The sequence below is a fragment of the Cyanobium sp. Cruz CV13-4-11 genome, from assembly GCF_024346055.1.
In the GTDB taxonomy this organism is placed as follows: Bacteria; Cyanobacteriota; Cyanobacteriia; order PCC-6307; family Cyanobiaceae; genus Cyanobium.
In genome coordinates, this window is record NZ_JAGQCH010000014.1 from 1 (window position 1) to 11,987 (window position 11,987).

An 11,987-nucleotide genomic window follows, 5' to 3' on the forward strand; every position below is an offset into this window, starting at 1 on the left:
ACTTGCCGACGGTCATCCCGGACAGCCCCATCCGTTTGGCGATGGCTGTGTTGGTTTCACCGGCACCGCAGGCCAACACGATCTGGGCCCGCTGAACGATGGAGTGAGGCAGTGAACGGGAGCTGGCAAGAGCCTGGAGCTGCTGAACCTCGACGTCGCTGAGAAGCAGCGGCGGCATCGGACGTCCAAGCGCCACGCAAAACCTCGGGTGACACTCCTGATTCTAGAAGTTATTTCCGGGACGGGACACTTGCTACCTAATCAAAAAAAGCAATGCTCGTCCCAACGCCTCTCGAAATGCACTGGTCTTCGCTTCAGTCAGACCATACTTAACGAAGAAGAGTCCGACCCTTGACGGCATCAGTTCGCCGGGGAGGGGCTTGAGAAGAATGGGATAAACAGCGGAAAGGTACGAGCGATCCTGAGAGAGACACACCGTTCCGCGAAGCGTACGACGTGCCTGGGAAAAGATGAATGCCATTGGCGCAGCATCCGTCAGCGCAATGGAATGGCCAACTTGATTGTATTCACTGGAACGGAGAACGATGTTCCTGTCACTGAAAAGTCTGACACTTAGATAGCCTGGATTGGCGCCCAGACGACTGATCAACGAAACAACCTGATCGGCTTCATCATCGGTTCGATAGAGATAGTCCACCATCCGCGCCGTCTGGGAGGCCGAGGACTTCAGATTGATGATGGAACTTTGCTCGGCCCTGCGATTCGCGTCTTGGACCTCCAAAACGAACTGTATGGCACCAATTGAAAAACCACTGACAACAATCAACGCCGGGATTGTAAAGCGAAGCGGCGGAGTGAATCTCGTCATGATGGCGTCGAACATCTAGCGTTCAGCCAGTACACGTTCGACAAACTGTGCATCCAGGAGACTGGCTGGATCAATCTCTTTAGCGATCAGGCCACTATCATGCATGACCCGCATAAAGTTCGTCATGGAGGTCACCAGGGATGGATCCCGCTGACTCACCAATGTCACATTCCCCTCAAGGGATGGCTGCTTCAGCAGACGGAAGGCCTGCAGCATCTCCTCCGGCTTCACCTGGGTGCGACTGGCCATGCGCCGCGTGGCATCGGCAGGATTCCTGTTAAAATATTCCAAAGCCTTAAATCTTCCCGCCACAAGAGTCTGCAGATTCTCAGCGTTTTCGGCGATCGCCTGGGTGCTGACGGCAAGGGTGTCCACGATTTCGCCCGGGATCTGGGCGCTGTCGAACAACGGGATGGCTCCCGCTTTCAAAAGATTGATGCGAGCCGGGCCGAAGGTGACCACCGCATCCACCCTGCCGGTCTTGTAGGCGGATTCGTGATCACTCAGCTCCAACGACACCACCTTGACATCCTGGGGTGTCATGTCATTGATCTCCAGGGCCCTGCCGAGAAAAAAGGCCCCCAAAGCGGTGGCCTCCACACCGATGCGTCTTCCCTTCAGGTCCCGCATCGTCGTCAAACCGGGCCTGGCGAGGATCTCATCACCACCGTTGGAGTAGTCCAAGATGGCAATGATCCTGATGTCACCCTGGGTGGCGGCCAAGGTGATCACCTGATCAATCGACAGGCCGGCTCCGTCGATCTCATTGTTGCGGTAGGCCCTGACCTCCTCGGTTCCGGAAGGGAAATCCATCAGTCTGATGGGCTTGCCTTTCAGTTCTCCCAGGTCTCTCGCCAGGAAGAGAGTTTCATACCCCGTCCAGAGGTTGGCGCCGATTCTCAAGGGCATGGACGGCGGCCCGAAGCAACTCGTCAGCGCCACCATCAAGGCCAGGGCCACCATGCCGAGCAGGAACCACGCCGGCCGACTCCGCATCCTCAACGTCCTCTGTTGCCCTCTGAAATGGTTCTCCATAGGGTTGGCTGACCTCACAGGAAACGACGAACCGGCCGTTGAGGGACAGATTCAAGTGTGGTTTTTTTTGCACGGGCAAGTGTTCTTCGATGGGTCGGTCAGATTCCTGTGGGTGAAGCGATCATTCCCGCCGGGAGGCCTACCAGCGCTCGATCCTGTAGCCAAGGATCACCAGCAGCACCACCTCACTGACCAGCCAGGGAAGCTCCTGGCGCAGCAGGGGATTGCGGAACTGCCACCAGCGTCGATCAGCCATGGTGATGCTCGCTCATGGCGGGGAGCCACCCTGGCGCAGGGAAGGCCTGTCCCATATCCGATCGATGCGCAGGCTGCGGTAGCCGCCGGTGAGGGAACGCAGACCCGGAATCACGTCGGTGATCGGTGTGCGCCACTCCACATAGGCATGGGCGGCGATTGTCAGGCCCTCCCGCACAGGGAACACCCCGCTGCCGCCGGAGAGGGTCCAGCGGTAACCATCACGGCTGGTGGGGTCCCGCTCCAGGGCGATCTCCGTGCGCATCACCGGACCCCGCTTGAGCAGGTCCCGGGCCAGCTGGGGGTTGCCAATGGTGGTGGAGATGTCCTCCTCCGTGGCCGGCAGGCCCACCGGCAGACGCCGGGCATCGGCAGGGGCGACATAGGCCACGGCCCGCAGCAGTGGTGCCCGCTCGCCGGTGGGGCCGGCGGCCCGGCCCAGGGTGCCGAGGCGCTGGCCGGTGGCGACCGTCTGGCCCTGGATCACCTGCAGATCCAGCACCGTGCCGTCCCGGTCGGCCAGCACCTGGCCGTCGAAGGCCAGACGGGCCTCGGTGACCCGGATCTGACGGCGCATGTCATCGATCTGTTAGCGACGCCGCAGCGCCTGGGTCTGAATGTCGAGCTTCACCTGCTCATACCGGCTCAGCCAGCGCAGATTGCGCACCTTCTCCGCGTAGGTGGCCGCCAGCTCCTCGTAGCGACGCCGGTCCTGGGCCAGCTTGGCCAGGGCGGTATCGACGCTGAGCCGCTCGCTGGAGAGCCGCAGGGCATCGCGCCGGTCGAGGTCGCGGTTGTCGCGCTCCAGCTGGGCCAGGTTGCCGCGCTGCTGCTGCAGCTGACGGTCGAGCACCGGCAGGTACAGCTCCATCAGCGCCTACCCCTGGCGCACCTCCTGCCCAACCGCCACCCGCAGCCGTCGCACCTGGCCGCCGGCGCGGGCATCGAGCAGACCGGCGGTCTCGGGGTAGATCAGCACCCCCTGCCCCATCACCTCCGTGGGCACGGGCCAGAACAGCACCCACAACCCGAGGGCTCCGCCCATCGCCACCAGGCACGCCCCCACCTGGCCCCGGTGGTGGACCTGCGCAAGCCGGTGGCGCAGGTCCACCACCGGCTGGCGAGGCGGGGCTGCACCGGTCGGAGGAGCGAAGGTGGCCATTGCCGCCAGCATGCAGGATCGAAGGCCGCCTGTCAGCCCGGCAGGACGCCGAATCGGGCCAGACCCCCTGGATCGGCCACCCCGGCGATCACATCGGCCAGCACCGGAGCCAGCACCGGCACCTGGGCGAAGGCACCGCCGAAACCACTGAACACCCACAGGCCTGCCGCCCCAGGCAGTGGACCCGCCAGGGGGAGTCCGTTGCTGCAGAAGGCCACCGGCACCTGCCGAAAGGGGCCCGGCAGGGCCGCCAGCAGCGGGTCGAGGCCGGTGAGCCCCTGGCGCAGATGTTCCTCCATGGCCGCCGCCGGCGGCGGCTCGCCGCTGTCCAGGCCCGGCCGCACCAGGCTGATCTGGCCCAGCAGCAACCCCTCGCCCCAGGGGGCGAAACCGGCATCAACGATCCAGCGCTCCTCTTCCAGCCCCGGCGCCGCCGCCTCCAGGGCTGGACGCTGCCAGTGGCGTGGCTGGACGATGCGGCGCCGGGCCGCGTGCCGCAGCCAGGGGCTGGCGGAGGCCGTCGACAGGGGGGCACGAATCGGCTGGGCCAGCACCCCGGCCCAGCTGGCGCGGAGGCGCACCGGCAAGGCGGGGGCGAGGAAGCGGCAACCGGCCCCGGCCGCCAGCACCACCTGCTCCGCCAGCAGGGGGTCTCCAGACTCCAGCTCCAGTTGCCAGCCAGCGGCCACCGGTTGCGGCGGCGCCATAACCCTGCCCCGTCGCCGCTCCACCCCGGCGGCCGCCAGCACCCTGGGCAGGGCGGCCATCAGCACGGCGGTGTCCACCTGGGCGAAGGGGGGGCGCAGCTGGGAACTTCCCCAGCCGCCGCCATGGAGACGCAGACCGCAACGGCGCCAGCCAAGGGGGCCATGGCGCTCCTGCAGCCGTCGCCAGCGGGCGGGGGCCTGGCGCAGCAGCGGGCCCAGGGGCCCCGGAGCCCCGGCCCACCAGGCCACACCGCCGTAGCTGAACGCCGTGGCCGTCGCCTCCTCCGCATCGATCAGGGTCACCGCCAGACCCCGCTCCACCAGTTCCAGGGCCAGCAGGCTGCCGGCCAGGCCACTCCCCACGATGGTCAGCCGGCCAGGGGCGGACACCCCTAGATCTGCAGCGTGAAGGAGCCGATCACCACGGCGAACAGATCCTTCACCTTGTTCCAGCGGGCTTCGTTGGTGCTGGCGGCGAAGGTGTAGAGCCGGCCGCGGTCGACCACCACCGTGGCCAGCTCGTGGCGATCCCGGTCGGCCAGGTGAACCGTGTATTCCAGGTCGAAGTAGGTGCGGCCGCCCTGCTCCCGCTCGTGGGCTTCCACCAGTTCGGCGTCACGGCCGCTGCCTTCCGGTGAGATGACGCTGCGGCGCAGGGTCTCGCCCACCTCAACGGCACTGCCCAGCTGGCTGAGATCCCGGTCGGGGGTGACCTCGGACACCACCAGGCTGAGGGTCTCGTCGCTGTTGATCAGGTCGTGGAAGACCACCTGGGGGCCATTGCTGACCTGCACCCGGGTCCAGCCGGTGGGATAGAGGAAGGCATAGCGGCCATCCGGGCTCTGGAAGGAGTTCAGGCCCGCGGCGGCGGCGCTGCAGCCCACCAGCAGCAGGCTCAGCAGCAGGGCCGCGACCAGGGAACCGCCCCAGCGGGAGCGCCCAGTGGCGGCGTGGGAAACAGGCTGGTGGGTGGCAGGGAAACCCATGGCACGGGGCGGGGCAGGGGAGCTGGCGAGAGCCGTTGCCATCCTCACCCGGCGCCCTGCCGGGCGCGAGCGGGCCGCCTAGATTCCCCCCACCTGCGGCCGGTTCGCTGAGCGGTTTCACCCGACCCCTGGCCCGGCTGATCGACCAGTTCGAACGCCTGCCGGGCATCGGGCCCCGCACGGCCCAGCGGTTGGCCCTGCACCTGCTGCGCCAACCGGAAGAGCAGATCCGCAGCTTCGCCGATGCCCTGTTGGCGGCCCGCAGCCAGGTGGGGCAATGCCGCCGCTGTTTCCACCTTTCCGCCGAGGAATTCTGCGAGATCTGCCGCAACGAGGAGCGGCGCAACGGGCAGATCTGCGTGGTGGCTGACTCCCGCGACCTGCTGGCGATGGAACGCAGCCGCGAATTCCATGGCCATTACCACGTCCTGGGCGGACTGATTTCGCCGATGGATGGGGTCGGTCCAGAGCTGTTGCAGATCCAGCCGCTGGTGGAGCGGGTCGACCGGGAGGGAGTCACCGAGGTGATCCTGGCCCTGACCCCCAGTGTCGAGGGCGACACCACCAGCCTCTACCTGGCCCGGCTGCTCAAACACTTCACGAACGTCACCCGCATTGCCTACGGACTGCCGGTGGGGGGTGAGCTGGAATACGCCGACGAAGTGACCCTGGCGCGGGCGTTCGAAGGACGCCGGCGCATGGAATGAACCCCACGCCTGACCCCGACGCCTGACCACGACACCATGACCGCCACCAGCCGCTACAGCGCCATCCCCCCCACGGAGCGGCTGCCGGAGTGGATCCGTCGCCCCCTCGGTGAGGCCTCAGCCACCGAACGGGTCCAGGGGGTAGTCAAGGCCCAGCGGCTGCACACCATCTGCGAGGAGGGACGCTGTCCCAACCGGGGCGAGTGCTACGCCGCCGGCACGGCCACTTTTCTGTTGGGAGGGCCCATCTGCACCCGCAGCTGCGCCTTCTGCCAGGTGGACAAGGGCCGGGCGCCGGTGCCCTTCGACGCCGGTGAAGCGGAGCGGGTGGCGGAGGCGGTGCAGGCGCTCAACCTGCGCTATGTGGTGCTCACCGCCGTGGCCCGCGACGACCTGGCCGACCACGGCGCCAGCCTGTTCACCGCCGCCATCACAGCGATCCGCCGCCGCGATCCTCAGGTGATGATCGAGGTGCTCACCCCCGATTTCTGGGGCGGCCACGCCGACCCCGAAGCGGGTCGCCTGGCCCAGCGCCAACGGCTGGCCGCGGTGCTGGCCGCCGCGCCGGTGTGCTTCAACCACAACCTGGAGACGGTGGAGCGCCTGCAGGGGGAGGTGCGCCGCGGCGCCACCTATGGCCGTTCCCTGGAACTGCTGGCCGCGGCCCGGGAACTGGCGCCGGAGATCCCCACCAAATCCGGTCTGATGCTCGGGCTCGGCGAAACGGCCCCGGAGGTGGTGGCCACGCTGGAGCACTTGCGGGCCGCCGGTTGCCAGCGCCTCACCCTGGGTCAGTACCTGCGCCCCTCCCTGGCCCACATCCCCGTGGCCCGCTACTGGAGACCGGAGGAGTTCGAGGAGCTGGGCGCCATAGCCCGCGCCATGGGGTTTGCCCAGGTGCGCAGTGGCCCATTGGTGCGCAGCAGTTACCACGCCGCCGGATGAGGCCCAACGCCCTGGCCGTCGTTCTCAGAGACGCAGCAGGAACGCCTCCCGGTGATGGAAGTCGGGCATAGGCCCCGGATGGGCCAGGGCCCAGTAGCTCAGCCGCCCACTGCGCTCCTCGATCACGCTGGTGATCCCCACCTGCAGCGGCGCCTCCGCGGCCAGCCCCTCCGGCAGCGGCAGATCCAGCTGCAGCGTCAGCTCGCCAACGTCGCGGACGACGCGATGCGGCGGCAGGTCGTAGCCGGTCTCGGGCCGCAGACCATCGCGATAATCATCCAGCCGGTAGAGGTTCCAGTGGCCAGCCGGGGACAGGTTGAGTTCCCAGTAGGGCCGCGCCCCCTCGACAGCCCAGAAGCACTCGAAACAGGTGGTGGCCCAGAGTCCATCCCGGCGCGCGGGGGCTGCCACAGGCGCCGGCAGATGCACCGACTCAATGGCCCCGGCCAGCCGCAAGCGGAGCAGGAGGTGCCGGCCCTCCCGGTGGATCTCACCCCCCAGCTGGAGGGCCGGCGACGCACTGCCGCCATCGAAGGGGCACAACTCGAAGCGCTGGGACACGGAAGCGACCATCAGCTCGCGGCGGCAAGGTCGGCCCTGAGCTCAGCGATCAGGTCCCGGATCTGAGTCTCCTGGGCCTCGATGCTCTCGGTGAGCCGGAACTGCACCAGGGCGCGCTGCAGGTTGTGGCCCGGTCGGTCGGTCTTGAAATAGACGTTGCCCGCCAGATGATCGGTGAAGAAACGCAGGCCGAGCTCAAAACTGATCAGGCGCATCGCCCCATAGAGGTGGTCATAGTCGGCAGCGGTGAGAAATCCGGAGGCGGCGGCCAGATAGCCGCTGAGCACCTCCCGGCAGAGGGCGATATCGAAGTGAACGGCCTCCAGATCCCCCGTCTCCTCCCCCAGGGGATTGCAACAGGAGCGCAGACAATCGCCGATGTCGTAGTGAATCAGTCCGGGCTTCACCGTATCGAGATCCACCAGGGCGCAGGCCCGGCCTGAGCAGGCCTCCATCATCACGTTGTTGATCTTGGGGTCCCCGTGGATGGGGCGAAGGCGCAGCTGGCCGTTCTCCCTGGCCGCCTCCAGCACCGAAGCAAAGGCCCGGCGCTGCTCCACGAAGGCCAGGCAAAGCAGCACACCATTCCCCGCAGGGGCCGGCGCCCTGGCCAGCACCGCGTCGTAATGCTGCAGATACCGGGGCGTGACGTGAAAACCCTCCAGGGTGTCGGCCAGTCCGGCCAGGGGCAGGTCACTGATCAGGTGGTGGAAAACGCCCAGCCCGAAGCCCACCTCCCTGGCCTGCTCGGCACTGGCCACCACATCGAAACTCCGGGAGGACTCGATGAAGCTGATCAGGCGCCAGAAACCACCATCCCGCTCCACCCAGGGCCGCCCTTCAGCGCGGCTCAGCAACAACCGGGGGTGCTCCCAGCGGCGCTCAGCCAACAGGGCACAGCCCTGGGTCAAACGCGCCTCGACATGCGCGGCGATGGCCATCATGTTGGCCATCACCAGTTCGGGCTGCGCAAACACCGTCCGGTTCAGGCGCTGCAGCACAAAGCGCTGCAACGGGTCCCCGTCGCAGACGACCAGATAACTGTCGTTGACATTGCCGTTGCCCAGTCGCTCCAGATCAAGGATCGGGCCCGGAAGTGCGAACGCGGCAGCGATGGCGGCCAGCTCGCCCTTGGCGTCCCCCAGGGTCATGGGTGGGTGCGTCGGTGCACGAGCTGTGGATGATCGCATGCCATCAAGGTGACGACTCACGACAAGCGCTGAACGGCACCCTTCTGGGTCTTCACCTTGGCCCAGACGGCCTCCATCCCACCCGCCATCGGCCGCGAGCTGAGGGCGTAGATCCGCAGGACCTGCCCCCTGGGGATGATGCCGAGCGAGGAGCCCGAGCGAATCGTTCCCTGGGACCTCAGATACACGGACGTTGTGGTGGTGACCTCGGCATTGGGGGCCGGCTTTGTCGGCAGACTGATGGTGCGGTCGTCCCGCAGGGTGCCGGAGGCATCCGCCTTGCCGATGTAGATCCATCCTTGAAGGTCGGAGGCGGCGATCTTGGCCGTCGTGATCTCCTCCAGGGCCATGGCGACGGGCGATGGTTGAACCGGAATCGTCTCCACAGCGTCCTGCTGGAGAGCCCCCTGGGATAGGCCGATCAACTTCTCTTCCTTGCGAATCTGCCGCTGAACGCTCACATCCTCTGTGCGGGCCAGCATATCCAGTGCATTTTTACAAGTCGATAACTCAGGCAGCTCTTTGCATTCCTGCCTGAGCAGAAACGCGGCGGCATCCCTGAGATTGCTTTTGCCGCTCTGCAAAGCGATGTTGGCAATGTTCATCTTGTCCTTGTCATTGGCTGCGATGATATAGAGGCCAATCAGGGCAACCTTTCCCTTCGTTTCATTGTCACCCGTAAGGTTATCCATCTGATCCAGGATCTGCCTTGAGAAGGCCTGCGTCCGTTTGGCCTCCTCCAGAGACTGGGTGATTCTCACAGCACTCCAGGCCTGGAACGCACCAGATAGAGACACTACCGAAGCCGTGAAGATGCTGAGGTTCCTGATCAGTGAAGCGGCGTCATCGGAAGGAGAAGGTCCCATTGATCGTCCGACCAGACAGCCTTCCATACCCTATCCCTCTCCAACCAGGATGCGCCTCAGATCCACTGAGTTTGATCGGATAAACGTCACAATCACCATCCGCTTCTTTGGGGCGGCAGCTTTTTTCCGGCTCCCATCAGCCCCCTTGAGGCGGTTGGCAGGCAGGCGACTCCCACAGATTTCGTGCTAAGCATTAATGGTCTGCCGGTGAGGCGGGCCCCATCTCAGGGATTCTGAGGTTCACCATGAATCACGACGTCGCCGTCCTCATCGGACGCTTCCAGCCCTTTCATGAAGGGCATCTTGCTTTGATCGCTTCGGCGTTCGAAAGGGCCGACCGCCTGCTGCTTCTGCTGGGCAGCCATCGCTGCGCTCCCGATACCCGCAACCCCTGGAGCAGTGAGGAGCGGGAGCGCATGATCCGCGCCGCCCTGCCGGCCGACTGGCAGCGCCGGCTGGAGGTGATCCCGATCCGCGATCACCTCTATTCCGACAATCTCTGGCTGGCGGAGGTGCAGCAGAAGGTGCTCGCCGTCACGGACGAGGACGATCGGGTGCTGCTGGTCGGTCACAGAAAGGACCTCAGCAGTTACTACCTCGACCTCTTCCCCCAGTGGGACTTTCAGGACGTGCCCCTCAAGAACGCCGTCCACTCCACAGCCATTCGCCAGGCCTACTTCTCGGGCGGCGATGGGCAACCGTGGGCCTCCCATGTGCCGGAGGCGGTGTGTGCTTTTCTCACGGAGTATCGGGAGACGGGCCGCTACCGCAGGCTGCGCCAGGAGGCCGACTACATCGCCAGCTACCGCCAGCTCTGGTCGGTGGCTCCCTACCCGCCCACCTTCGTCACCACCGATGCGGTGGTTGTTCAATCGGGCCACGTGCTGGTGGTGCGCCGCCGGGTGCGGCCAGGCCAGGGGCTGATCGCCCTCCCCGGGGGCTACCTCGACCAGCAGGAGCGGGTGGTGGACGGGATGCTGCGGGAGCTGCGGGAGGAGACGGGCCTGAAGGTGCCCCGGCCGGTGCTGGAAGGATCGATCGCCGACCGCCACGTCTTTGATGCTCCGGGTCGCTCCCAGCGCGGCCGGGTGATCACCCATGCCTTCCTGATCCAGCTCAAGGGGGGCGTCCTCCCCAGTGTTCGCGGCGGCGACGACGCCGACAAAGCCTTCTGGATGCCCCTGGCCGACATCTACGCCCACGAAGACACCTTCTTCGAGGACCACGTCCAAATCATTCAGCACTTCATCTCCCGGCTCTGACCCACAGCGCCGCCGGCGACGGCTGGCCCCTATCAACGCTTCAGGCCTGGGGAGACCGGGCCGAAGCCCCCTATCCACATCGTGCGGAGCGCACACCATGGACTTCAATCTTCTGCTCGACACCGACAGCTACAAAGGCAGCCACTGGCTCCAGTACCCCCCGGATCTCACCGCCATGGGGGCCTACCTGGAGAGCCGGGGCGGCGAGAACCCGGCCACCCTGTTCTTCGGGTTGCAGATGCTGCTGCAGACCACCCTGGCGCGGCCCGTCACCCAGGGGGATCTCGAAGAGGCCGCCGAGCTCTGGACCGCCCACGGCCTGCCGTTCAACCGCGGGGGCTGGCAGCGCCTGGTCAGCGTCCATGGCGGTCGCCTGCCCCTGCGCATCCGGGCCGTTGCCGAGGGCAGCCGCGTGCCCACCGGCAACATGCTGATGACGGTGGAGTCCACCGATCCGGCCCTGGCCTGGCTGGTCACCTGGGTGGAGACCCTGCTGCTGCGCCTCTGGTATCCCACCACCGTGGCCACCCGCAGCTGGCACTTCCGGGAACTCCTGCGGGCAGCGCTGGAGCGCTCCGCCGACGACCCGGCCGCCGAGCTCCCCTTCCGGCTGCACGACTTCGGCTCCCGCGGCGTCTCCAGCCGCGAGAGCGCCGCCATCGGCGGCCTGGCCCACCTGGTGGCCTTCCGCGGCACCGACACCGTCGCGGCCCTGGTGGCGGGACGCCGCCACTACGACTGCCCGATGGCCGGCTTCTCGATTCCCGCCGCCGAGCACTCCACGATCCTGGCCTGGGGGCAGGAGCACGAGCTGGAGGCCTATCGGACCATGCTCGACCGCTTCGCCAGGCCCGGCGCCGTGCTGGCGGTGGTTTCCGATTCGTACGACCTCTGGAATGCCGTCGACCATCTCTGGGGTGAGCAGCTGCGGCAGCAGGTGATCACCTCGGGCGCCACGGTGGTGATCCGGCCCGATTCGGGCGATCCGGTTGCGATCGTGCCGGAACTGCTGCGCCGTCTGGAGGCCCGCTTCGGCAGCCGGGTCAACGGCAAGGGCTACCGGGTGCTGGAGCACGTGCGGGTGATCCAGGGGGATGGCATCACCGCCACCAGCCTGCCGCTGGTGCTCGAAGCGATCCTGGCGGCGGGTTTCAGAGTCGAGAACGTGGCCTTCGGCATGGGAGGCGGACTGCTGCAACAGGTCAACCGGGACAGCCAGCGCTTCGCCTACAAGGTGTCCTGGGTGGAACGCTCGGGCCGGATCCTGCCGGTGCACAAGTGCCCGGTCACCGATCCCGCCAAGACCAGCAAGGCCGGCGTGCTCGATCTGATCCGCCGAGGAGGGACGTACCGCACGGTCGTGCGGCCGGGGGCGCAGCCCGATCCGGACTCCTGCCTCGAGACCGTTTTCGAAAACGGCATGCTGCGGCGCCACTGCAGCCTCGAGGAGGTGCGGGCCAGGGCGATGCAAGGCTGAGGGGG

At 66.5% G+C, this 11,987-nt stretch carries 14 protein-coding genes; 4 read left to right on the forward strand and 10 right to left on the reverse strand.

Annotation, left to right across the window (positions count from 1 at the left end; genetic code table 11):
* Positions 1-253: 253 nt before the first annotated feature.
* The 7 genes from KBZ12_RS11200 to psbP all read right to left on the reverse strand — a co-directional run bounded on the left by KBZ12_RS11200 (position 254) and on the right by psbP (position 4,974).
* Positions 254-844 carry a hypothetical protein gene (locus KBZ12_RS11200; protein ID WP_254958040.1) on the reverse strand — a complete coding sequence of 197 codons (591 nt, stop codon included), beginning with the start codon at positions 842-844 and terminating at the stop codon, positions 254-256.
* Entirely contained in the window at positions 845-1,792 is a 948-nt protein-coding gene (locus KBZ12_RS11205; protein ID WP_254958041.1) for an ABC transporter substrate-binding protein, read from the reverse strand.
* 340 nt (positions 1,793-2,132) lie between these two features.
* Positions 2,133-2,696 carry a hypothetical protein gene (locus tag KBZ12_RS18530; RefSeq protein ID WP_315859308.1) on the reverse strand — a complete coding sequence of 188 codons (564 nt, stop codon included), beginning with the start codon at positions 2,694-2,696 and terminating at the stop codon, positions 2,133-2,135.
* 12 nt (positions 2,697-2,708) lie between these two features.
* Positions 2,709-2,990 carry a hypothetical protein gene (locus KBZ12_RS18535; RefSeq protein ID WP_315859307.1) on the reverse strand — a complete coding sequence of 94 codons (282 nt, stop codon included), beginning with the start codon at positions 2,988-2,990 and terminating at the stop codon, positions 2,709-2,711.
* 6 nt (positions 2,991-2,996) lie between these two features.
* Complete coding sequence (locus tag KBZ12_RS18540; RefSeq protein WP_315859422.1) at positions 2,997-3,281, reverse strand: hypothetical protein; 285 nt, start codon at positions 3,279-3,281, stop codon at positions 2,997-2,999.
* Positions 3,282-3,313: 32 nt separating this feature from the next.
* The gene (locus KBZ12_RS11215; protein WP_254958042.1) at positions 3,314-4,378 is read right to left on the reverse strand and encodes an FAD-binding oxidoreductase; all 1,065 of its coding nucleotides are present in this window, start codon (positions 4,376-4,378) and stop codon (positions 3,314-3,316) included.
* A gap of 2 nt (positions 4,379-4,380) precedes the next feature.
* The gene (psbP, locus tag KBZ12_RS11220; RefSeq protein WP_254958043.1) at positions 4,381-4,974 is read right to left on the reverse strand and encodes a photosystem II reaction center PsbP; all 594 of its coding nucleotides are present in this window, start codon (positions 4,972-4,974) and stop codon (positions 4,381-4,383) included.
* A 137-nt stretch (positions 4,975-5,111) separates the two neighbouring features.
* Here psbP and recR point away from each other — a divergent pair, with 137 nt between their 5' ends.
* Together recR and lipA are read left to right on the forward strand one after the other, a co-directional pair.
* Positions 5,112-5,681, forward strand: coding sequence for a recombination mediator RecR (recR, locus tag KBZ12_RS11225; protein WP_396101104.1), 570 nt, complete (start codon positions 5,112-5,114; stop codon positions 5,679-5,681).
* A gap of 36 nt (positions 5,682-5,717) precedes the next feature.
* Positions 5,718-6,626 (forward strand): lipoyl synthase, encoded by a 909-nt coding sequence (gene lipA / locus KBZ12_RS11230; protein ID WP_254958044.1) that lies wholly within the window; start codon positions 5,718-5,720, stop codon positions 6,624-6,626.
* Positions 6,627-6,650: 24 nt separating this feature from the next.
* Here the strand turns inward: lipA and KBZ12_RS11235 are convergent, their stop codons facing one another.
* From KBZ12_RS11235 to KBZ12_RS11245, 3 genes are read right to left on the reverse strand one after another with little or no spacing between them, the layout of a single operon-like run.
* Positions 6,651-7,199: a DOMON-like domain-containing protein gene (locus KBZ12_RS11235; RefSeq protein ID WP_254958045.1), complete on the reverse strand. Its 549-nt coding sequence runs from the start codon at positions 7,197-7,199 to the stop codon at positions 6,651-6,653.
* Positions 7,199-8,338, reverse strand: a complete 1,140-nt coding sequence (locus tag KBZ12_RS11240; protein WP_254958046.1) for a phosphotransferase enzyme family protein — start codon at positions 8,336-8,338, stop codon at positions 7,199-7,201. The genes KBZ12_RS11235 and KBZ12_RS11240 overlap by 1 nt, the downstream gene beginning before the upstream one ends.
* Positions 8,339-8,394: 56 nt before the next feature.
* Positions 8,395-9,270, reverse strand: coding sequence for a hypothetical protein (locus tag KBZ12_RS11245; protein ID WP_254958047.1), 876 nt, complete (start codon positions 9,268-9,270; stop codon positions 8,395-8,397).
* 218 nt (positions 9,271-9,488) lie between these two features.
* On the opposite strand from KBZ12_RS11245, the gene KBZ12_RS11250 reads away from it, so the two are divergent.
* Both KBZ12_RS11250 and KBZ12_RS11255 read left to right on the forward strand, forming a co-directional pair.
* A complete protein-coding gene (locus KBZ12_RS11250; RefSeq protein WP_254958048.1) occupies positions 9,489-10,505 on the forward strand; it encodes a bifunctional nicotinamide-nucleotide adenylyltransferase/Nudix hydroxylase in 1,017 nt (338 codons plus the stop codon).
* 97 nt (positions 10,506-10,602) lie between these two features.
* A complete protein-coding gene (locus KBZ12_RS11255; RefSeq protein ID WP_254958049.1) occupies positions 10,603-11,982 on the forward strand; it encodes a nicotinate phosphoribosyltransferase in 1,380 nt (459 codons plus the stop codon).
* The last annotated feature ends 5 nt before the right edge of the window (positions 11,983-11,987 follow it).

Excerpts from the sequence above, each read along its gene's own strand:
- KBZ12_RS11200 (WP_254958040.1), bottom strand. The coding sequence starts at position 844 with ATGTTCGACGCCATCATGACGAGATTCACTCCGCCGCTTCGCTTTACA.
- KBZ12_RS11205 (WP_254958041.1), bottom strand. The coding sequence starts at position 1,792 with ATGGTGGCCCTGGCCTTGATGGTGGCGCTGACGAGTTGCTTCGGGCCG.
- KBZ12_RS18530 (WP_315859308.1), bottom strand. The coding sequence starts at position 2,696 with ATGCGCCGTCAGATCCGGGTCACCGAGGCCCGTCTGGCCTTCGACGGC.
- KBZ12_RS18535 (WP_315859307.1), bottom strand. The coding sequence starts at position 2,990 with ATGGAGCTGTACCTGCCGGTGCTCGACCGTCAGCTGCAGCAGCAGCGC.
- KBZ12_RS18540 (WP_315859422.1), bottom strand. The coding sequence starts at position 3,281 with ATGGCCACCTTCGCTCCTCCGACCGGTGCAGCCCCGCCTCGCCAGCCG.
- psbP (WP_254958043.1), bottom strand. The coding sequence starts at position 4,974 with ATGGGTTTCCCTGCCACCCACCAGCCTGTTTCCCACGCCGCCACTGGG.
- lipA (WP_254958044.1), top strand. The coding sequence starts at position 5,718 with ATGACCGCCACCAGCCGCTACAGCGCCATCCCCCCCACGGAGCGGCTG.
- KBZ12_RS11235 (WP_254958045.1), bottom strand. The coding sequence starts at position 7,199 with ATGGTCGCTTCCGTGTCCCAGCGCTTCGAGTTGTGCCCCTTCGATGGC.
- KBZ12_RS11240 (WP_254958046.1), bottom strand. The coding sequence starts at position 8,338 with ATGACCCTGGGGGACGCCAAGGGCGAGCTGGCCGCCATCGCTGCCGCG.
- KBZ12_RS11245 (WP_254958047.1), bottom strand. The coding sequence starts at position 9,270 with ATGGAAGGCTGTCTGGTCGGACGATCAATGGGACCTTCTCCTTCCGAT.
- KBZ12_RS11250 (WP_254958048.1), top strand. The coding sequence starts at position 9,489 with ATGAATCACGACGTCGCCGTCCTCATCGGACGCTTCCAGCCCTTTCAT.
- KBZ12_RS11255 (WP_254958049.1), top strand. The coding sequence starts at position 10,603 with ATGGACTTCAATCTTCTGCTCGACACCGACAGCTACAAAGGCAGCCAC.